18 protein-coding genes are annotated in these 20,523 nt (G+C 68.3%); 8 read left to right on the forward strand and 10 right to left on the reverse strand.

Annotation, left to right across the window (positions count from 1 at the left end):
• Positions 1–25: 25 nt before the first annotated feature.
• The 4 genes from HTA01S_RS20660 to HTA01S_RS20675 form a co-directional block, all read right to left on the reverse strand.
• Positions 26–940: an alpha/beta hydrolase gene (locus HTA01S_RS20660; protein WP_068174767.1), complete on the reverse strand. Its 915-nt coding sequence runs from the start codon at positions 938–940 to the stop codon at positions 26–28.
• A gap of 198 nt (positions 941–1,138) precedes the next feature.
• Positions 1,139–2,233: a patatin-like phospholipase family protein gene (locus HTA01S_RS20665; protein WP_068174769.1), complete on the reverse strand. Its 1,095-nt coding sequence runs from the start codon at positions 2,231–2,233 to the stop codon at positions 1,139–1,141.
• 55 nt (positions 2,234–2,288) lie between these two features.
• Positions 2,289–4,691 (reverse strand): zeta toxin family protein, encoded by a 2,403-nt coding sequence (locus tag HTA01S_RS20670; RefSeq protein WP_068174771.1) that lies wholly within the window; start codon positions 4,689–4,691, stop codon positions 2,289–2,291.
• A gap of 18 nt (positions 4,692–4,709) precedes the next feature.
• Complete coding sequence (locus tag HTA01S_RS20675) at positions 4,710–5,054, reverse strand: hypothetical protein (RefSeq protein ID WP_068174773.1); 345 nt, start codon at positions 5,052–5,054, stop codon at positions 4,710–4,712.
• A gap of 209 nt (positions 5,055–5,263) precedes the next feature.
• Between HTA01S_RS20675 and dinG the strand changes: the two genes are divergently transcribed.
• The 5 genes from dinG (at position 5,264) to HTA01S_RS20700 (ending at position 12,149) form a co-directional block, all read left to right on the forward strand.
• Entirely contained in the window at positions 5,264–7,645 is a 2,382-nt protein-coding gene (dinG, locus tag HTA01S_RS20680) for an ATP-dependent DNA helicase DinG (RefSeq protein ID WP_068174775.1), read from the forward strand.
• 105 nt (positions 7,646–7,750) lie between these two features.
• Complete coding sequence (locus HTA01S_RS20685) at positions 7,751–9,247, forward strand: MBOAT family O-acyltransferase (RefSeq protein WP_068174777.1); 1,497 nt, start codon at positions 7,751–7,753, stop codon at positions 9,245–9,247.
• Positions 9,248–9,381: 134 nt separating this feature from the next.
• Positions 9,382–10,824 (forward strand): alginate O-acetyltransferase AlgX-related protein, encoded by a 1,443-nt coding sequence (locus tag HTA01S_RS20690; protein ID WP_407656128.1) that lies wholly within the window; start codon positions 9,382–9,384, stop codon positions 10,822–10,824.
• Between the two features lie 143 nt (positions 10,825–10,967).
• Complete coding sequence (locus HTA01S_RS20695) at positions 10,968–11,438, forward strand: CopD family protein (protein ID WP_068175023.1); 471 nt, start codon at positions 10,968–10,970, stop codon at positions 11,436–11,438.
• 96 nt (positions 11,439–11,534) lie between these two features.
• Positions 11,535–12,149, forward strand: coding sequence for a LysE family translocator (locus HTA01S_RS20700; protein WP_068174780.1), 615 nt, complete (start codon positions 11,535–11,537; stop codon positions 12,147–12,149).
• Positions 12,150–12,171: 22 nt separating this feature from the next.
• Here the strand turns inward: HTA01S_RS20700 and HTA01S_RS20705 are convergent, their stop codons facing one another.
• A complete protein-coding gene (locus HTA01S_RS20705) occupies positions 12,172–12,492 on the reverse strand; it encodes an EthD family reductase (RefSeq protein ID WP_068174782.1) in 321 nt (106 codons plus the stop codon).
• Positions 12,493–12,622: 130 nt separating this feature from the next.
• On the opposite strand from HTA01S_RS20705, the gene HTA01S_RS20710 reads away from it, so the two are divergent.
• Positions 12,623–13,165 (forward strand): cysteine hydrolase family protein, encoded by a 543-nt coding sequence (locus tag HTA01S_RS20710; protein ID WP_068174784.1) that lies wholly within the window; start codon positions 12,623–12,625, stop codon positions 13,163–13,165.
• Positions 13,166–13,198: 33 nt separating this feature from the next.
• Here the strand turns inward: HTA01S_RS20710 and HTA01S_RS20715 are convergent, their stop codons facing one another.
• From HTA01S_RS20715 to HTA01S_RS20730, 4 genes are all read right to left on the reverse strand, one after another.
• Complete coding sequence (locus HTA01S_RS20715) at positions 13,199–14,284, reverse strand: metal-dependent hydrolase (protein ID WP_068174786.1); 1,086 nt, start codon at positions 14,282–14,284, stop codon at positions 13,199–13,201.
• Positions 14,285–14,466: 182 nt separating this feature from the next.
• Complete coding sequence (locus tag HTA01S_RS20720) at positions 14,467–15,126, reverse strand: dioxygenase family protein (protein WP_456318563.1); 660 nt, start codon at positions 15,124–15,126, stop codon at positions 14,467–14,469.
• Between the two features lie 53 nt (positions 15,127–15,179).
• The gene (locus HTA01S_RS20725) at positions 15,180–17,876 is read right to left on the reverse strand and encodes a bifunctional acetate--CoA ligase family protein/GNAT family N-acetyltransferase (RefSeq protein WP_068174788.1); all 2,697 of its coding nucleotides are present in this window, start codon (positions 17,874–17,876) and stop codon (positions 15,180–15,182) included.
• Positions 17,877–17,896: 20 nt separating this feature from the next.
• Positions 17,897–18,508 carry a DUF502 domain-containing protein gene (locus HTA01S_RS20730; RefSeq protein ID WP_068174790.1) on the reverse strand — a complete coding sequence of 204 codons (612 nt, stop codon included), beginning with the start codon at positions 18,506–18,508 and terminating at the stop codon, positions 17,897–17,899.
• Between the two features lie 206 nt (positions 18,509–18,714).
• On the opposite strand from HTA01S_RS20730, the gene HTA01S_RS20735 reads away from it, so the two are divergent.
• Positions 18,715–19,074 carry a DUF485 domain-containing protein gene (locus HTA01S_RS20735; RefSeq protein WP_157572205.1) on the forward strand — a complete coding sequence of 120 codons (360 nt, stop codon included), beginning with the start codon at positions 18,715–18,717 and terminating at the stop codon, positions 19,072–19,074.
• Between the two features lie 40 nt (positions 19,075–19,114).
• On the opposite strand, the gene rsmI is transcribed toward HTA01S_RS20735, so the two are convergent.
• Positions 19,115–20,047, reverse strand: a complete 933-nt coding sequence (gene rsmI / locus HTA01S_RS20740; RefSeq protein WP_068174793.1) for a 16S rRNA (cytidine(1402)-2'-O)-methyltransferase — start codon at positions 20,045–20,047, stop codon at positions 19,115–19,117.
• Here rsmI and HTA01S_RS20745 point away from each other — a divergent pair.
• Positions 20,047–20,517, forward strand: coding sequence for a YraN family protein (locus HTA01S_RS20745; RefSeq protein ID WP_068174794.1), 471 nt, complete (start codon positions 20,047–20,049; stop codon positions 20,515–20,517). The genes rsmI and HTA01S_RS20745 overlap by 1 nt on opposite strands.
• Positions 20,518–20,523 lie beyond the last annotated feature (6 nt).

Consider the following 20,523-nt stretch of genomic DNA (forward strand, 5'->3'; position numbering starts at 1 on the left):
CCATCTCTCCTTCACAAAGATCAGATCAAGTTGCTGAGCTGCATCGCAAGAGGTGGTCGCGGTCTGCGGCCATCTCGGCTTCCAGAAAGTCCAGCACGGCCTGCGTGGCCTGCGCGGGTTCGGCAAAACCTTCGTGCGAACCCGCCAGTTCGAGCAGGGTGGCGCGGGCTTTGCCTTTGCTCGCGATGAGCTGGCGCGCATCGGTCAGCGGCACGGTGGCGTCTTGCGCGCCGTGCAGCAGCAACACCGGGCATTGCGCGAGCCGCAAGGTGGCCAGCGGTGCGATGCGGTCGAAGCGCGCGCCGATCACCGACTCCACGTACCGGTTCACCAGCCAGCCCAGCGGCCAGTAGGGCACGCGGTAGGCCGCAAGCCAGCGGCGCATGACCTGCTCGGGGTGGGCGAAGGCGGACACGCTGACCGCGGTGGCCAGGCCGGGGCGGCGCGAGGCCACGAGCAGCACGGCCGCGGCGCCCACCGAATGGCCGATGGCGGCCAGCCGCTGCGGGTCCACCCCGGGCTGGGCGGCGAGCCAGTCGAGTGCGTGCTCCAGGTCTTCGGCGAAGCGGGGCAGGGAGCTGTGGCCGGCGCGGCTGCTGCGGCCGTGGTTGCGCGATTCGGGCAGCAGCACGGCATGGCCCGCTTCGTGCAGCGCCTGCGCGGCGGGCAGGAGCGTGCTGGCGTTGCCGCCCCAACCGTGCAGCAGCACCACGGCGGGGGTGGGGTGCGGGGCCGATGCGGGCGCGGGCAGGTACCAGGCGAACAACTGCAGGCCCTGTGCGCCGTGGATGCGAACATCCTGCGCGCTCAGCCCCAGGGCGGCCGGTGTCGGGCCATCGGTGCTGGCGGCCGGAGCCAGGCCACGGTGCAGCAGGTGGCGCACGCCAAAAAGGGCGGCGACGAACAGGGCAAGCCCGAACCAGGGGGACAGGAAGGTCATCGTGTGGTGGGTGGGCAGGGTGTGCCGCCCAGGGCACCGCCGGGCCGGCTTTGCCGGACGGCCAGTGCGCCTTGCAGGCCGCAGCCTCGCCAGAGGCGAGGCTTCTTCGGGCCGTCCAAGCCTGCGCAGGCAGGCTCGGAGCCGCGGCCCTCAGCCCCCTGGAGGGGGTCGCGCGACGCGCGGCGGGGGTGTTTCATGCTAGCCGGTGTAGGCCGGTGGCAGCTCGAAGGTGGAGCGCTGGCCCAGGTGCTGGCCATTGGTGCGCAGCCAGGCGTCGGTCGTGGCTCGGCCGATGTCGTGCAACTGGGACAGGAAGGCCCAGCCGGTCTGCGTCTTGCTGGCGGCGCCGAACTGCGCGAGCTGGACTTCGGCGTCGAGCCGGTGCAGGCGCAGGTCGTCCACGCGCTGGAACAGCGGGCGCCGGTAGGCGCTGTCGGGGCGGCCGGCCTCCTGCAGCAGTTCCTTGAGCAGGCCGATGGTGCGCAGCTCTTTGAGCAGGCTGGCGTTGAAGGTGACTTCGCTGGCGCGGTCGAGGATGTCGCTGGCCTGGGTGGGCACGGCCTCGCGCCGGCTGGGGTTGATCTGCACCAGCAACAGGTCGTCGGCCGAGGTCTCGCTGATCAGCGGCAGCAGCGAGGGGTTGCCGGCGTAGCCACCGTCCCAGTAGGCCTCGCCGTCGATCTCGACCGCCTGGAACAGCAGGGGCAGGCAGGCCGAGGCCAGCACCATGTCGGCGGTGAGCTCGTTCTGGCGAAAGATGCGCAGGTCGCCGGTGGCCACGTGCGTGGCGGCCACGAAGAGCTGGGCGCGGTTGCAGGCGCGCACGCGCTCGAAGTCCACCGTGTCGGTCAGGATGTCGCGCAGCGGGTTCAGGTTCAGCGGGTTGAACTGGTAGGGCGAGAACTGGGTGCCGACGAGCTGCGCAAAGTTCTGCCACGGCGCGGCCAGCGCCTGCAGCCACGGATGGCCCAGGCCAAACAGCTGAGCCATCGGTCCGCCCGCCAGGGCGTGGAACGGCGAGGAATCGGCGACCCGTTTCCAGAAGCGGCGCAGGCAGGCGCGGGCACCTTCGCGGCCACCTTCCATCAGCCCGGCGGCCAGCGCCACCGCGTTCATGGCGCCCGCGCTGGTGCCACTGACGGCCGCGATCTCCAGCCACTCCTCTTCCAGCAGGCGGTCGAGCACGCCCCAGGTGAAGGCGCCGTGGGAGCCACCGCCTTGCAGGGCCAGGTCGATGCGCAGTTTCTGGTCGGTGGCGCGTGGCGCGGGCTGGGAGCGGGGGCGGGTGGTCATGGGCGGTCCTCGTGGACGGACCATTGTGCATGGCCGCTCCGGCTCCCGCTCCCGCTCAGGCCCGCAAACGCGCGGTTGCCGGGGCCGCCGGCTGAAGGCTTTGAGCCTGGGGTTGATCGCCCGCCTGGACCTGGGCCTGGGACTGCGCCAGCGCGTGGGCGCGCTCCAGGTGCTGGTCAGCACTCTGGTGCAGGGCGCTGTCGACCCGGAACTCGCTCATCGGCGCGCGCTCCTGCACCACCGCCACCAGCTGCGCGTCCCGGCTCAGGTGAAACGCCTGCACCGCCCCCCGGTGCGCGTGCTGCTGGGCGTGGGCCACGGCGGCCGCGCACACGCGCTCGATCTGCTCCGGGCCGTGCCCGCGCGCGGCCAGCTGCGGGCCGAGCTGGGCGTGGGCCAGCCCGGCGTGCTGCGCCTGCTGGGGCGACTGCGAATGGATCGCCGCGCCGGGTGGCTGGCTCCCGTCGGGGGCTGTTGCCGCTGGGCCGTGATCCTGGGGCTGTTGTTGCCGCGACGCGTCCTGCGCGGGCGTGGCCGGGCCGCCTTGCGCCGGGCTCTTCTGCAAGGCCTCGGGCAGCTCGGGGGCGGCGATGCCACGCTCCTTGAGCGCAGCCCGGATCGCCGAGACGTGGCCGGTGTCTTTCCAGAAACGGTTCAGCCCGTCCTGCACCCGCTGGGCCTGGCGCTGCTCGGCCAGCGCCTGGGGCCAGCCCGCGTCGAGGTGGTTGCGCGAATCCTTCTGGCCCGCGAGTTCCAGCACCCGTCGCTTGTCTTCCACCATCTGGGCCGTGTGGTGCTGGTGTTTCTCCAGCAGCTGTTCGCTGCCCATGGCGCGGTAGTTTTCCTGCGGCTGGTGCGGGCGCACGCGCGGGTATTTCTCGTGCAGCGCATCGCTGTAGGCGGCGCTGGCCGCCTCGCCCGGGCGCTTGCCGGCGTCGATGTGCCGGGCCAGCGCCTCGGTCACGTCGTCCTTGTCGAGCCGGGGGTACTGCGCATGGGTCTTCTCCCAGGCGTTTTCCACGCCGGTCTTGCCTTCGAAGAAGCGGCCATTGCGTTCGGCCTCGGTGGCGAACTTCTCGCTCGCTTCGCTCAGGCGGGTTTCCAGCTTCGCGCGTTGGGCCGGGTCGGTTTCGGCGGCCAGGTCTTCCCGCAGGCCGTTGACCTGGCGCAGCAGACGGCCTTCACGCGAAACATAGTCGTAGCCCAGCTGGCCCACTTCACGCCCCAGGGCTTTGCTGAACTGCTGCAGGCGGGAGTCTTCGTAGGCTTTGTCAGCCAGCACACCGGCCGCGCCGCCCACCACGATGCCGCCGGTGATGGGGCCGACCGGCCCGGTCACGGGGCTGGTGAGCACGCCACCGGCCGCGCCCAGGGCCCCGCCTCCCGCCCCGGCCAGACCCGTCACCGTGCCACGAGCCGCCACGTCGGCACCCGCCTCGCCGCCACGCACCCACTGCTCGCGGTTGGAGCGCGCCTGATCGATGGCGTCGCGGGTGTCGTTGACGCCCTGGTAGACGCCGTAGGCGGTGCCGGCGATGCCCAGCCCTTTGCCCATGCTGCGCGTGGCACCGGCCATGTTGGCGCTGCGCGCATCGGTGGCGAGGTTGCCCAGGCCCTTTTCGACGGCCTGCGCTTGCCGTTCCTGCAAGAGCGTGGTGGTGGTTTGAGCGTTGACTTTGGCGTTGGGCAAACGCTCTGGCAGCTCACTGTGCAGACGGCGCTGGTCGTGTATGGACCGCTCCAGCTCGGCCACGCGAATGAAGCCCATGCGGCCTTCCCGGGCCGCTTCCAGTGCCTGACTGGGCAGGACCTTGGGCTGGGTGCCCGAGTCGTGGTGCAGCTGTCCCTCCCGGTCATAGATCCGGATCGGTGTGCCGGTCTCCCGGGCCACCGCGTCGAGCTGACTCGGCAATTGCTGGTACACGTTGTCCCGGACGCCTGAGGGGACGTAGCGGCCGTAGCCCTCATCAAACAATTGCCTGGTGAATCTCTGATCCACACCCAGCTCGCTCTCAATCCGGTGGCTGGCGATGGCGCGCACCTCCACGTCGTAGCCTTTGGCCTGCAGGTCTTTGATGACATCGGTTCTGGGCGTGGTGGTGTCCAGGATGATGTTCTTGCGCTCGCCGATGGCGGCGTCTCTCAGCTCGGTGGCCCATTGACTGGCGTCGCCATGGGTCTGGCCCGACCAGGTGTAGGGGTGTTGCTGGCGCAAGCCATGGGCTCGCGGATGGAAGCCACGTAGCTCGTCGGGATCGACTGTGACAACGTTGCCTCCCAGCTCGGCGCTGGCTGCTTTGACCAGGCTTCCTTTGCCCGCTCCGGGCTGGCCCGCCATGATGATGGCGCGCGGGCGTTCTTGGGGCGTTACACCTTGGTAGTCAGAATCCTGCAGGATCTTGTCATTGAAGATCTGCTGATGCAGGGTCGGATCGATTTTTGGGTAGTCGTGTGCCATGGTGAGTGCCTTCTCGGATCACGCAAAGAAGCGCTCGAGTTCGTCCAGGCTGTCACGCAACCTGCCGCGTCGGCAACGAATCATCAGCATCTCTTTTTCTTTCGCCTTGGCGATCAGCGCAGCATCCCCCGTGGCCTCTGCTGCTTTGACCTCTTCCGCGGCATCGGACCAGTAGGTATCAAGGCGGCCCTCCAACAGCGCGATCGCGATCTCGAACTGGTCGTACCGCAGCGTCTTGCTCATGAAGAGCGTCAAGCCGGTCTTTGTCAGTGCTTCTCGCAGCCCCGCAATCAACTCGGGGTAGTCCTTCAGCGCGTCTTGCAAGACTTTGGGTACGGGCGGATGGTTTTTGTAGGTCTTCATGGCGGTGGCTTGGCTGGTGTCCCGAGGGAGTGACTTTTTGAGTACTTTCGATGGATTCGGCGCGCATCTTGGCACAGCCATCCCGAGGCCCCGCCAGGAGCCCTGTCAGATCGCCGCACGACCGCCGAACAGCCACCGCCGGACACCGGCCCTTCGCCCCGCCCAGGTGCCCACGGTCTGGGACAATCCCTGTTTGCCTGTCCTTCTGCATGAACCCGAGCGCCGAAACTCCCGAAGCCCCACCCGCCGAGCCTGATGTGTTGCCCGGCGGTCCGCTGGCGCGCGAGGCGCTGGCCCTGGCCGCGTTCGACCACATGGTCTCGCACGCCCCCGGCTTTCGCGCACGCCCCGGCCAGCGCGAGATGGCCGCGCTGATCGCGCAAACGCTCAGCGGGGTGCGTCTGGGGGACGGCTCGGTCAGCGGTGAGGCGGGCTTGCCCGATCGCGGCATCGCGGTGGTGCAGGCCGGCACCGGCGTGGGCAAATCGGCGGCCTACGCCTCCACCGTGATCCCGCTGGCCCTGGCGCAGCAAAAGCGCGTGATCATCTCCACCGCCACCGTGGCGCTGCAGGAGCAGTTGATCGCCAAGGACCTGCCCGCGCTGGCCGCCGCGCTGCCCGAGCCGTTCACGTTCGCGCTGGCCAAAGGGCGCGGGCGCTACGTGTGCCGCCTCAAGCTCGACCAGCTCAGCGGGGGCGACGCCGCCAGCGCCGACCTGTTCGAGAGCGACGACGCGCTCGGCGCCGCCGATGCCTCGCCCGCGGCGGTGGCCGCCAGCACCGTGGCCAACGCCGCCGCCAGCGCCCGCGCGGCCGAGCGCTGGAGCGAGCGGGCGAAGCAGTACGCGCAGTGGACGGCCTCGCTCGACGCCGGCAACTGGGACGGCGACCGCGACCGGCTCGACGAACCGCCCGAGGGCGAGCTGTGGAGCCCGGTGGCCGCCGAGCGCCACACCTGCACCGCGCGCCACTGCCCGAGCTACAACAGCTGCAGCTACTACCAGGCGCGCGCCCGGCTCGCGCAGTCGCAGGTGATCGTGGTCAACCACGACCTGCTGCTCTCCACGCTGGGCCTGCACGCGCTACCCGCGCCCGAAGACTGTTACCTCGTGTTCGACGAGGCGCACCACCTGGGCCCCGTCGCGCAGGGCCAGTTCACCGAAAGCATGGACCTGATGCGCAGCCAGTGGCTGGATCGCCTGCCCCGCGCGGTGGACGAAGTGGCCGGCGCGCTTCAGCACACACCGGGCGTGGACGTGGCCACGCTGGCGCGTGAACTGAAAGCCGCGCAGGGCGAACTGGCCCGCCTGGCCATGGCGCGCATCGGCGCGCTGCCCGAGTGGCTGGCGCTCACCGGGCGCGCTCGCACGCCCGAACCTGCCGAAGGGTTCAGAGGGTCGGCGCGCGGCGGGTTTCGACAGGCGGCCCCGCCCGAGCGGGGTTACCAGGCGCCACCGGTGGTCGATCGGTTCGAAGGCGGCGCGCTGCCGCCCGAGTGGCTGGAAACCGTGTTGCAGCTGCACAGCCGCGCCAGCGCGCTGCTGAAAGTGATGGAGGCGCTGGCCACCCAGCTCAAGGCCAACGCGCGCGACAACCCGGGCGACGCCGCGCGCTGCGCCAAGCTTTACAGCCGCCTGGGCGTGCTCGCGCCGCGCCTGCAGCACGCGCAGGCCACGGCCGAACTCTGGCTGCAGGACCCGGCTGCGGGCCAGGCGCCGCTGGCTAAGTGGCTCGAAGCCAGCATCCAGCACGGCCTGGTCACGCTCACCGCCCACGCCTGCCCGCTGCAGCCCGGCAGCCTGCTGCGCAACCAGCTCTGGAACAAGGTGCGCGCGGCCGTCGTCACCTCGGCCTCGCTCGTCACCTGCGGTGGCTTCGAGCACTTCCTGCACGAGTCCGGCCTGGCCTACGACGATGCCGTGGTCAGCCGCGAAGTGCAAAGCCCGTTCGACCACGCGCGCCAGGGCCGGCTGGTCGTGGTGCAGACCCGGGCCGACCCGAAAGACGTGGAGGCCTACACCCGCGAAATGCTGGACGCGCTCATGAGCGATCTGGCCGACGTGCGGCGCGGCGCGCTGGTGCTGTTCACCTCCAAGGCGCAGATGCGGCGCGCGCAGGAACTGCTGGAGCGTGGCCTGCACAGCGACCTGCGCGACAAGGTGCTGGCGCAGGGCGAAGCCTCGCGCACCCAGCTGCTGCGCCGCCACGCCGAGCGCGTGCAGGCCGGCGACCCGTCCCTCCTGTTCGGCCTGCAGTCCTTCGGCGAAGGGCTGGACCTGCCCGGTGAACTCTGCGAGTGGGTGTTCATCACCAAGCTGCCGTTCGCCTCGCCCAGCGACCCGGTGGGCCAGGCGCGCGCCGACTGGCTCAAGGCCCAGGGCCGCGACCCGTTCAGCGAACTCGTGGTGCCCGCCACCGGCGCGCGCCTGCTGCAGTGGACGGGCCGGGCCTTGCGCAGCGAGACCGACGAAGCGGTGGTGATTTGCTACGATGCCCGGCTGCTGCGCCAGTCGTACGGGCGGCGCATGCTCAAGGGCCTGCCACCGTACAAACTGCAGCGGCGCAGCGATGGCGTGCTGACCGACGTCTAACCCCGGATTTCCAACACTGGCTGCGCGACGGGCCGCGTTGCGCGTTTCTGCGGCCGATGGATGGCGCCCCGATCCGCACAGATATTAGATTAGATACAGACGTTCATGATCTTCAGCAGTTGGCAGTTCATCCTAGTGTTCCTGCCCGTGACCCTGTTGGGCTATTTCCTTCTGAACCGATCCAGAAAGCTGGTGCTGGGCAAAGTGTGGCTGGTGCTCGCGAGCTTGTTTTTTTATGCCTACTGGAATTGGACCCATCTGCCCTTGATTCTGGGATCCATTTTTCTGAATTACCAGTTGGGCCGTCGACTCTCGCTTGGGTACGAACTGGAAAAGGCTGGGAAAATCAGCGGATGGATTCGCCATCGCCGGGCCTGGCTGACCGCTGGGATAGCGTTGAATCTGGTGACGCTCGGGTACTACAAGTACACCAATTTCATGGTGGACAACCTGAATTGGTTTGCCGGAACGCACTTTCAGCTGAATGCCGTGGTGCTGCCATTGGCTGTCAGCTTTTTCACTTTCACCCAGATTGTCTATCTGATTGACAGCTACCGAGGCGAAACCAGTCAATACGATCTGTTGAATTATTCGCTGTTCGTCACTTTCTTTCCGCATTTGATCGCGGGCCCCATCGTTCAGCACAGCCAGATCATGCCGCAGTTTTCTTCGCGCTGGACTTGGCTGCCCAGGGAGTCTCATCTTGTCAAGGGGCTATTTTTGTTTTCGATCGGACTGTTCAAGAAACTGGTGATCGCTGACACCTTTGCCATTTGGGCGGATGCCGGATTTGATGGGAAGCAGGCGCTGGATTTCTATTCGGCCTGGGGCGCCAGTTTGTCCTACACCTTTCAGCTCTATTTTGACTTCAGTGGCTATTGTGATATGGCGGTGGGCATTTCCCTGCTGTTCAACATCTGGTTGCCCATCAATTTCAATTCGCCTTACAAGTCCTTCAATATTCAGGAGTTCTGGCGGCGCTGGCACATCACGCTCAGCCATTTTCTTCGGGACTATGTCTACATTCCATTGGGTGGAAATCGCCATGGTGAGTGGCGGACCCATGCCAATCTGGTGATCACCTTTGCCTTGGGGGGCCTGTGGCATGGCGCTTCGTGGATGTTTGTCATCTGGGGTCTGCTGCACGGTTTGGCCCTGGTGGTCCATCGCCTGTGGCAGGCCTCGGGATGGCGGATGCCCCGTTGGTTGGCGTGGACGATCACCTTCCTGTTCGTCAATGGGGCCTGGGTTTTCTTTCGCGCCAAGGATGGCGACAGTGCGCGCCGGATTTTCTCGGGCATGGGTGACATTTCCACTCTGGGATGGATTCCCTTGACGAGGCTGCCCGCTGACACGCTGGCGTGGGCGGGTTGGTTGGCCGACCCATTGCTGAGCCTGTTTCCGTCGTACCTGGTCGGCCAATTGCCTGTGCTGTTGATGCTGTCGCTGAGCTTCGTGCTGATCCGGCAGAAAAATGCCTTGCAGTGGGCGGCAGAAGGCGTGGATGGCCCGAAGTTGGCCTGCACCGTGTTTTTCCTGACCGTGTCGATCTACATGACGGTCGTGAGCACGAGCGCGGTCTTTCTGTACTTCAACTTCTGACCGCCATGAATCGACGCTCTTTGCGCGTGTTGCTGTGGACGGGCCTGGGTCTGTCGCTGGTGCCTCTGCTCAACCTGTTCTTCACGCCCACGCCGGTGGCCCAGCGGTGCTGCAGTGCCGCCCAGTTGTTCAATATGGACCTTGTGCTGCGTGGCGTGAGCGCGGGCCTGTACCGGTTGGGCATCAGCATCGATTCTCAAAACGCGGTGATCGGGCGCTCGAACTGGACGTTCCTGGGGGATCGTTTTGAGCGCTCTGTTTCGACCAACCGGCGCACAGGGAATGCAAACGACGTGAAACAAGGCGAAGCCTTTGCGGCCGAGGCGGCACGCTGGGACGCATTTTTCCGTCGCAACGGGGTCAAGACCTTCCAGATCATGGTCGCCCCGAACAAGGAGTCGATCTACCCCGAAAATCTCCCCGACTGGGCAGCGCCGGGTGTTCCCGGTGTCACCGACGCCTTGTTTCGTGGCATAGGGGACTCGGTGTTTCACGATTTCCGGCAACCACTTCTGGCCGCGAAACAGCGCGATCCCACCCACCTCTTTTACCAGCACGATACCCACTGGAACACCTGGGGCGCCTCCCAGGCGTTTCGTGCGTTTGCGGATCGCATGCGCTTCGAGTTGCCCGAGGTGAGGTGGCCACAGGATGAACACTATCGTCTTCTACGGGTAGAGCGCCGTACCGGCGGAGATCTGGCGGATTTCTTGAGACTGGGGTCTGGGTCGTCTCTGGATGAGGAGCCGATTCTCGGTGTCACAGGCTTGCCGCGCGAACTCGTGCAGACGGCGTATGGACTGAATCGGCCCGTGGATGCCGAACGCGTGGCCGATTCCCGCGTGGCGCTGGCCCACCCGGTGGAGACACGAAACGCCCTGGCGCTGAACAAGGCGCGGGTGCTCTGGTTGTCCGATTCGTTTGGTGGATCGATGGCCGATCTGATGCACGCGAGCTTTTCCGACGTTGTTCGCATGCACTGGCGCGATGCCTTCCGGGACGGGGGCAGCCTGGTGCGCTTGTTGGACGAGTGGCAGCCGGAGTACGTTTTCGTGACGACCGTAGAGCGCGCGTTTCGCGGCGCGACTTTCCCCAGTTTCCTGGGCTATGCACCCGTTGCGGAGTTGGCCTCAGTCATCGAGCGCGATCCACCAAACGCTTTCGTGGTTTCGGGAATGAGTGGCCTGGAGCGCGATCCGCACGATGACAGCTTTCGGGTGACCTCCAGATCCTCTTCGCTGATTCTGAGTGTGCCCACGGAGGTTCAGATGGGCGCACTGGCGCGGTTTACGCTGGCGCTCACCTGTCTGGACGGTTCGGTCTCGTTGCCAGTGCAGACGTTCTGGAAGAGCGCCGATGAAGCCAGGTTTCACAAGGATCACAGTGCAAGGTTCCTCCACGTGGGGCGGCGCACCGTGCTTGATCTGGATGGTGCGCCGGGTCTCCAGCTTCCGGCACGTGTGAAAGACATCCGGCTCGATCTTCGAGGACAGGGGTCTTGCGAGCGCTTCCGGCTGGATGGCCTGGACTATCGGCCCCTGAGCGCCGTGCCTGCGACAGTGGGTGCTCAGCACTGAGCATGTTCCCTTCTGGGGGCGAGCCCAGGGATACGCTTGCCGCTGAATGATGTCGCTGATCTGGCGCGGTGGTTTTCCCGCACGGTACAGTGAGCCCTGCGTCACCGATGGAAGGTGATGCCCGCCAACCCGAGACCCAAGCCATGATCTACGCCACACTCAAACTGGTTCACGTGCTCGCCATCATCGTGTGGGTCGGTGGCATGGTGTTCGCCCATTTCTTTCTGCGCCCGGCAGCGATGCAGCTGGAGCCGCCGCTGCGCGTGCGCCTGATGTACGCGACCCTGCAGCGCTTCTTCGCCGCCGTGCTGGTGGCTGTGCTGCTGGTGCTGGTCACGGGGCTGTGGATGATCGCCCGCCTGGCCAGGGAGTCGGCGCAGGCCGGGCTGGCCTTCAACATGCCGCTGGACTGGACGATCATGGCCACGCTCGGCCTCGTCATGATGGCCATCTTCGGCCACATCCGGTTCGCCTTGTTCAAACGCCTGAGCCGCGCCGTGCTGGCCAGCGACTGGCCCGCGGGCGGTGCCGCGCTGGCGTCGATCCGCACCTGGGTCGGCATCAACCTGGGGCTCGGGCTGGTGATCATCGTGTTCACCTTGATGATGGCGTGATGTGCAGGCTGCGCAGACGTTGACGATGCACTACACGACCCCCCGTTGTCTCGCCGTCCCTGGTCAACCCGGCCCAACACAGAGAAGGAACCACCCATGATCAGTCTCGAATTCCTCATCACCTCGCTCATCGTGGTGCTCATCCCCGGCACCGGGGTGATCTTCACCGTGTCCACCGCGCTGCTGCAAGGACGGCGCGCGGGCGTGCTGGCTTCGCTGGGTTGCACGCTGGGCATCGTGCCGCATCTGCTGGCCACGATCCTGGGGCTGGCGGCGGTCATGCACACCAGCGCGCTGGCGTTCGAGGTGCTGCGTTACGCCGGCGTGGCCTATCTGTTCTACGTCGCCTGGGCCACCTGGAAGGACCGTGGCGCGTTCGCCGTGGACGGGCAGGCCGCGCAGCGCTCGGGCCGGGGCATCGTGTTCAAGGCCTTTCTGCTCAACATCCTCAATCCCAAGCTGACCATCTTCTTCCTGGCCTTTCTGCCGCAGTTCGTGGACCCGGCGGCCGCCTCGCCGCTGGCGGCCCTGCTGATGCTGAGCGCCGTGTTCATGGCCATGACGTTTGCGGTGTTCGTGGCCTATGGCCTGCTGGCCCACGCGTTTCGCAAGGCCGTCATCGAGTCGGCGCGCGTGCAGGCCTGGCTGCGCCGGGGCTTTGCCGCGGCCTTCGCCGGGCTGGGCGCCCAGCTCGCGCTGCAGGAGCGCTGAGCGGCTTTCAACCGCTCAACGTTCAGGGTTTGGCGACCACCACTTCGCTGATTTGGATCACCGGCGCGATGTCGGTGTAGTTCGGGATGTCGCCCATGATCTCAGTGGTGTGCGGCCCGAACGAGGCCTGGAAGTCTTCAACACTGTCGAAGAACAGATGGCCGCTAGCGGCGTAGGTGGGTGCCGAACCGGGCGCACCGCCCGCCAGCCCTTTGTCCACGGTGTAGTACCTGAGGGGTGCGCCCAGGCGCGCCTTCACCAGCGGCATGTGTTTGTCGCGGTAGTAGTCGTGGTTGAAGTGCGTGCCGGGGGTGTTGGGGTACATCACGCTGACCTTGATCATGGCTTGTCTCCGTTGGGGTGAGGGGTGGAACGCGCAAGTCCGCCATCGTGCGCTTTTGAGCTGTTTCCGGCAACACCTCCGGCGCTTGGTCGAGGCCTCGGTTACGCTCGCATTTTTTCGGGAGTCTTCCATGGGCCAACAGGCTTTGCTGGTGATCGATGTGCAGCGCGGGCTGTGCGAGGGCCCGGACGCGGCGTTTGCGTCCGGACGGGTGATCGAGCACATCAACCAGCTGTCCCAACGGGCACGCGAGCACGGTGTGCCGGTGGTGTTTGTGCAGCACGAGGGCCGCGACGGCTACCTGGAGCACGGCAGCGCCGACTGGCAATTGCCCGACAAGCTGGTGTGCCTGGAGAGCGACCTGCGGGTGCGCAAGACCACGCCGGATGCGTTCCACGGGACCCCGCTCGCGGCGCTGTTGCAGGCACAGGGCGTGACGGCGCTGGTGGTCTGCGGCATGCACACCGAGTTCTGCGTCGACACCACGACGCGCCGGGCGATGGCGCTGGGTTTTCCGGTGACGCTGGTGTCGGATGCGCACACCACCGCAGGCAATGCGCATCTGACGCCACAGCAGGTGATCGACCACCACAACGCCACGCTGAGCAACATCAGCAGCTTCGGCCCGCGCACCACCGCGGTGGTCACGGCCGACGTGCGCTTTGGCGAATGAGTGCGGAGTCGCTACGCGGCGCCGCCCTGAGCGTTAGCCGGCGCGGTCGCCCTGCGTCACCCGCCAGGGCGGTGGGGTGTCGTGGCCCAGCAGCCGCTGCCACAGCCAGGGCAGGGCGGTGCCCAGGTCGGGGCGCAGGCCTTCGAGCGTGGGTGGATGGCCGCCATTGGCCCGTGCCGCGGCGCTGCCCAGGTTGAAGCGGAAGGTGTAGGCCGGCTCCTGGCCCATGCGCAGGTCGGTCACGAACAGGCGGCCGTCGGTTTCCGAGAGGCTGTAGAAACCGTGGGTGAACGCCGCCATGCGCGCCACCGCCGGCTCGCTGCCGTGCGCGGCGATCAGCGCGGCCCCTCGCTCGTGCGTGGTCCAGCGCAGGGTGGGCCGGGCGTCGAGCAGTGAGTAGTGGCCTTCGAAATACTGCGTGGGGGTGACGGCCACCAGCCGCCACAACACCGTGTTGAAGGGCGCGGGCGTGACGAGCAGGCCTTGTGACGCGATGCCGTTCTGCCGCAGCGAGTCGCGCGCGATGCGCTCCACGTGCTGCTGCGCGACCACGCCCCAGACCAGGTAGAGCGTGCTGAGCACCAGGCCTGCGGCGTTCCAGCGCAGGCCGCGTGCATTCTTCTGCCGCAGCGCCGCGATCACGCCCACGATCAGCGGCACGGTGTAGGCCGGGTCGATGATGAAGACGCTGCCCACGCCGTAGGGGTGGTCGGTGAAGGGCTGCAGCAGCTGCGTGCCATAGACCGTCATGGCGTCGAGCAGGGGGTGGGTGATGAGCGCCAGCCAGAGCGCCAGTGTCCAACGCCCCCAGGTTCCGCCGCTGCGCGGGTCGCTGTCCCCCGAGGGGGTGCGGTTCATGCTTGGGGCGGCCCGGCGGTCCAGGCGCGCCGCAGCCCAGGCCAGCGGCGGCGCGGCCAGCGTCAGGAAGAACAGCGCGTGGCTTTCGGCGCGGTGGCGCGTCATGTTGAGCATCGCGTCGCCGTGGTCGACGAAGGCGTCGAGGTCGGGCAGGGTGCCGGCCACGGCGCCCCAGAGCGCGGCCTTCCACACGGCGGTGTGGCGGCCCATCACGGCCACGCTCACGGCCGAACCGAGCGCAATCTGGGTCAGTGAATCCATGCGGGGAGCTTAGCGGCAGGCGGGAAGCCGCCTGCGTTGAGGGGGCATGAACGAGTAGCAGGAGCCTCGCCACCCAACAACTTTCCGGCGTGCCATGTCCGAACCCAGAACGCGGTGGAACCGGCTTTGCCGGGCCACTCGCGTTGCCCCTTGGGGGGTGACGCCGCAGGCGGCGCAGGGGGTCACCCTAAAACGATGGGAAATTCGGCGCGCAGGCCGTCAGCGCCCGCAGCGAAAGGGCGGGTCAGCGCGGCCTGGCCTTGTTCGCCCAGGCGACGCCACAGGAAGTCGCGCTCGTTGCCGGGATCGCCCGCCACGTAAAGCTGGGTGGTGAGCAGTTCCGCACGGTCCAGCTTCACCTTGACGTGGATGTGCGGCGTGCGTCCGCTGTAGGGCGCGGGCCGCAGGGTGCGGAAGCGGTAACGTCCGTCGCGGCCGACGCTGACCCGGCCAAAGCCCTGGAAGGCCGGGTCGGCCCGGCCGCCGTCGCCGGGGTGGTGGTAGTGGCCGGCCTGGTCGCACTGCCAGATCTCGACCACCGCGCCCGCCACCGGCACGCCTCGGGTGTCGGTCACGCTGCCTTCGACCCAGGCCGCCTGGCCCTCGTTGTAGCGCGCGCCGCCATTGCGCAGCAGATCGAAGTCGGTGTCGGCCGGCAGCGCCACGGGGTAGTAGGGGCCTTCGGTCTGGCTGGGCGTGGGGCGTAGCGCGGTCTGGGCCCGGGCGGGGCTGAGCCAGGCCGGCGCGGCGGTGGTGGCGATCATGCAGGCACCGCGCAGCAGCAGCGCGCGGCGGGAGGGTGGGTGGTTCAACAGCATCGCGGGCTCCTTGGATGGGGACATGCCTGCCGTTCAGGGCGCCGGTGAAAGCCGTGTGCGCCAGGGCCTGGGCAGGCTCAGCCCGAACGGTCGTCGGGGCTGACGGTGGGCTGCAGATCCAGCGAGACGAACCGCGTGTCGTGGTCGCCTGGATCGCTGGGACTGTCCGACTCTTGGAAGCCCAGCGTGTGCGCAAGTTCCAGCATGCCGCGGTTGATGCGCAGCACCGTGCCCACCAGGCGCTGCGTGCCGCGCGCGCGCAGGTACTGGATCATCTTGTTCATGAGCCGGTGGCCCAGGCCCGAGCCCTTGAGATCGGAGCGCACGATGACGCCAAACTCGGCGGTGTGGTCGTCCGGGTCCACCGTGGCGCGCACCGTGCCCAGGGTTTCCTCACCGCCCTCGGGCGTGGCGCGGGTGGCGATGAAGGCCATCTCGCGCGCGTAGTCGATCTGGGTGAGCCGCGCGAGCTCACTGTGTTCGATGCTGCGGCGGCTGTAGAACACGCGCAGGCGGATGTCCTCGGGGTCCAGCCGCTCCAGAAAGGCGCGGTGCTGGGCCTCGTCCTCCGGCCGGATGGGGCGCAGCACCACGGGCTGTTCGCGCCAGGTCCAGGTCTCGATCAGCTCGGCCGGGTAGGGCAGGATGGCGAAGTGCGCCGCGCCGGCCGGGCGCCGGGCCGAGAGGCGCACGCGCGCGTCCAGCGCCACCGCGCCCTCGTGGTTGGCCAGCAGCGGGTTGATGTCGAGCTCGGCCAGTTCGGGCACCTCGGCCAGCAGTTGCGACACGGCCACCAGCACCTGGGCGATGCCGTCGAGGTCGGCGGCGGGTTCGTCGCGGTAGCCGTTCAGCAGTTTCGCGATGCGTGTGCGGTGGATCTGCGCCAGCGCCAGCGGGGTGTTGAGCGGTGGCAGGGCCAGCGCGCGGTCGGCCAGCACCTCCACCGCCACGCCGCCGGCGCCGAACAGGATCACCGGGCCGAACACCGGGTCCACGCTGGCGCCGACGATGAGTTCGTGCGCGTGCTTCTTCCGCACCATGGGCTGCACGGTGAAGCCCTGCACGTCGGCGTCGGGTCGCAGCTCGCCCACGCGCGCGAGCATCGCCGCACAGGCCTCGGCCAGCTCGGCGGCGCTGCCGATGTTCAGGCGCACCCCGCCGACGTCGGACTTGTGCGTGATGGCGTGCGACAGGATCTTGAGCGCCACCGGGTAACCCATGGCCTCGGCCGCGGCCTGGGCTTCGGCCGCGTCGGCATCGACCACGCGCGTGGGCACCACCGGCAGGCCGGCGGCGGCGAGGAAGTCCTTGGCCTCGGGTTCGGTCAGCAGCTCGCGCCCGCTGGCGAGCACGCCGTCCACGAGGGCGCGGATGCGCGGCAGGTCCACCGCCCGGGTGGCGCTGCGGGCCACGGGGGTCTGCAGCAGCTCTTCCTGGTGCAGGCGGAAGGTGCGCAGGAATGAAAACGCGCGCACCCCTTCTTCGGGCGTGTTGAAGTCGGGCACGCCGGCGTCGCGAAAGGTCTGGCGCGCCGCTGCCACCGCCGTGTCGCCGAGCCAGCAGCCCAACACGCGCTGGGGCGTGGTGCCCACCTGTGGCAGCAGGGCCTGCGCGATCTCCAGGCTGGGCACGATGGCGGTGGGCGCGTGGATGAACAGCACCGCGCTCTCGCTGTCGTGCGAGAGTGCTTCGAGCGCGTCCACGTAGCGCTGGACCGGTGCGTCGCCGATGATGTCCACCGGGTTGGCGTGCGACCAGTGGGCGGGCAGCACGGCGTCCAGCCGCGCCAGCAACCCATTGTCCAGCGGGGTCAGCGGTATGTTGTCGGTGGCCGCTGCGTCGGCCGCCATCACGCCGGCGCCGCCGCCGTTGGTGAGCACGATGAGCCGGCCCGAGGGGCCGTCGCGGAAACGCGCCAGCGTCTCGGCCGCGAGGAACAGGTCGTGCAGCGTGTCCACGCGCAACATGCCGGCGCGGGCAATGGCCGCGTCGAACACGGCGTCGGAGCCCGCGAGCGCGCCGGTGTGCGAAGCCGCCGCGGCCTGGCCCGCGGTCGAACGCCCGGCCTTGACCACGATCACCGGCTTGTTGCGCGCCGCGGCGCGCGCGGCCGACATGAACTTGCGACTGTCTTCGACGCTTTCGATGTAGAGCAGGATGGAGCGGGTCTTCGGGTCGCTGCCGAGGTAGTCGAGCATGTCGCCAAAGTCCACGTCGGCGCGTTCGCCCAGCGAGACGAAGTGCGAGAAACCGATGCCGCGCGAGCCGGCCCAGTCCAGCATGGCCGTGACCAGCGCGCCCGATTGCGAGACGAAGGCCAGTTCGCCCTGGCGCGCGCCGATGTGCGCGAAGCTGGCGTTGAGCCCCAGGTGGGGCACCAGCATGCCGATGCAGTTGGGGCCGAGGATGCGCAGCGTGTGCACGCGCGCGGCCTCCAGCATGGCCTGCTTCTGCGCCGCGCTCAGGCCGGCCGTGACGACGATGGCCGCCCGCGTGCCACGCGCACCCAGCTCCTTGATCAGCCGCACCACCGTGGCCGCGGGCGTGCAGATCACGGCCAGATCGGGCGCCTGTGGCAGCGCCGCCACGCTGGCGTAGGTCTGGACGCCCTCAATCTCGGTGTACTTCGGATTGACCGGGTAGAGCGCGCCGGCAAAGCCGCCAATCAGCAGGTTGCGCCAGACGGTGGCGCCCACGCTGGCCGGGCGCATCGAGGCACCGAACACGGCCACCGAAGCTGGGTTGAAGAGGGCGTCGAGGTGGCGGATGCTCATGGTGTCTGTGCGGTTGGGCGTCAGGTGGCGGGAGGGGCGCCCGGCGGGGCGCTGCGGCTTGCGGCCATGAACGCGACCAGCGCCATGCGCATGGCCTCTTCGACCGACACGTCGATGGGCGTGGTCCAGCTGCGCGGCACGAACACGGTGTAGCCGCCGATCATGTAGCCCATGGGCAGGTACACGGCCACCTGGTCCAGCTCACCCAGGGGGGCGGGCAGCCCTTCCATCGACTGGCGCGTGACCAGTCCGACGATGCCCATTTCCTGGCCCGGCCACTTCAGCAGCACGACCTGCTGCGCGTCCTGCGCGTGCGGCGCGAAATAGTCGGCGAAGCTCTTGAGCGAGGTGTAGATGCTCTTGACCACCGGCAGGTTGGTGAACGGCAGTTCGATCCAGGACAGCAGCCGCGAGGTGATGGGTTTGGACACCAGCATGCCCAGCGCCAGGATCAGCAGTCCCCCCAGCGCGATGCCCAGGCCGGGCAGGTAGAAGTCGCCGATGACGGGCCGGATCAACCACATGGCGGTGCGTTCGGTCCAGGTCACGAACAGCACCAGCACATACACCGTGATGGCCAGGGGCAGGACCGTGATGAGGCCGCGAAAAAAGTATTGGGACAGGCGTTTCATGGGGATTGGGGGCGGGCCGGGGGGCGCCGCGGGCGCAGATGCGCGCCAGCATAGCAGCCGGGACGCCTGGCGTGTGTGTCAGCCGCCCGGCTTGCAAGCGGTGAAAATGCCCCCACCTGCGGTGGCATTGACCGATGCATGGCAGATTGACACGGCGGCGGGCGCCTGATCCCGGAACTCTCCAGGCCCGATGGGCTCACTGATACATGAATGGATTTGCTGACTTTCTGAGCCGCGTGCTGCGCGGCGTCCTCAAACTGGCGCTGGTGTTGGCCGCGGGCGTGTTCGTGCTCAGCTTCCTGCTGGCCGCCATCGTGGTCGTGCTCGGGGTGTCGCTGTGGTCGCTGCTGACCGGGCGCAAGCCCGCGCCGGTGGTGATGTTCAGCCGCATGCGCCAGAACTCGCAGCGCTACGCCCAGGGCGTGTGGCCGGGGCGCGGCGAACGGGCCATGGGTGGTGACGTGGTGGATGTGCAGGCCACCGAGGTGCCGGACGCGCCACTCGCACCGCCGGGCGCCAGCGGCGCCCGCAAAGGCCCGGACAGCATGTCCCGGGTTCCGCTCTGACGCGCTGAGCGGCGCTTCGGAGCCCCGGGCTTTCCGCCTCTCAGTCTTCGCCGTCGTCGTCGGCGGCCGGTTTGCGGCGCGCCAGCGCCGCGTTGTACAGCGCGTTGCGCGGCTGGCCGGTGATGTCCGCGCACAGGCGCACCGCGGTTTTCAGCGGCAGCTCGGCCAGCAGCAGGTCCAGCACGCGCAGCGCCGCCCCGTCCACCGCGCCTTCTTCGCCACCGGTGGCGGCCAGCGGGTGCAGCATCAGCACGAACTCGCCCCGTGTGCGGTGCGCGCCGGCTTGCAGCCAGGCGGGAAAGCCGCTCGCCGGCATCTGCGCCACCTCTTCGAACTGCTTGGTCAGCTCGCGGCCCACGGTCAGCCGCCGCTCGCCCAGCGCGGCCAGGTCCTTGGCCAGCGCCTCGATGCGGTGCGGCGCTTCGAGCAGCACGCAGGCGCGCTCGTCGGCGCCCATGCCCTGCACCTCGCGCTGCCGTTCGGCCGCCTTGGGTGAGAGAAAGCCGGCGAACACGAAGTGGCCGTTCCAGCCGCTGTGGCCGGCCACGCTGAGCAGCGCGGTGATGCTGCTGGCGCCGGGGATGGGCACGCTGCGCAGCCCGGCGTCGTGCACCGCGGCCACCAGCCGCGCACCCGGATCGCTCACGCCGGGGGTGCCGGCGTCGCTCACATAGGCCACCCGCTGGCCCTCGCGAAGCCGCTGCACGACCGTCTGCGCCGCCTCGGCCTCGTTGTGTTCGTGCAGCGCCAGCAGCGGTTTGTGCAGGCCATAGCCCTGCAGCAGCCCGGCGGTGTGGCGCGTGTCCTCGCAGGCCACGGTGTCGGCCAGCGAAAGGACCTGCAGCGCGCGCAGGCCGATGTCGGCCAGATTGCCGATCGGCGTGGCCACCATGTAGAGCGCGCCCTGCGGATAATGCTGGTGAGCGGCCGCTTCACGGGCGGCGGCCAACAGGGAGGGAGTGTGTGCAGACAATGTGGAATTTCCGGAAACAGGGTTCACCCACCCGGCCAGACCGCCCTGAGGCGGCGCCGACCACCACCAAGCAGCGTGGCGACGTGGCCGAGGACGCCGCGCTGGCGCATTTGCAGCGCCAGGGTTTGCGCCTGGTGCAGCGCAATTTCAAAACCCCTGGCCGTGGCGGGGGCGAACTCGATTTGATTATGCGCGAGGCCGATGGCACGCTGGTGTTCGTCGAGGTGCGCCAGCGCGCCAGCACCCGCCAGGGCGGTGCGGCGGCGAGCATCACCGCCACCAAACAGCGCCGCATCGTGTTCGCGGCGCGGCACTTTTTGCTGCGCTGGGGCTCTGAGCCCCCATGCCGTTTCGACGTGGTGCTGGTGCACGGCCGGCCGGCCCCGGCCGGCGAACGCCCAGACCCGGCCGCACCACCGGTTCGGCTCGAATGGTTGCGCGCCGCTTTTGATGCGTCCACTACCTTTTGATACCCG

It is taken from the genome of Hydrogenophaga taeniospiralis CCUG 15921, assembly GCF_001592305.1.
Lineage (GTDB): Bacteria > Pseudomonadota > Gammaproteobacteria > Burkholderiales > Burkholderiaceae_C > Hydrogenophaga > Hydrogenophaga taeniospiralis.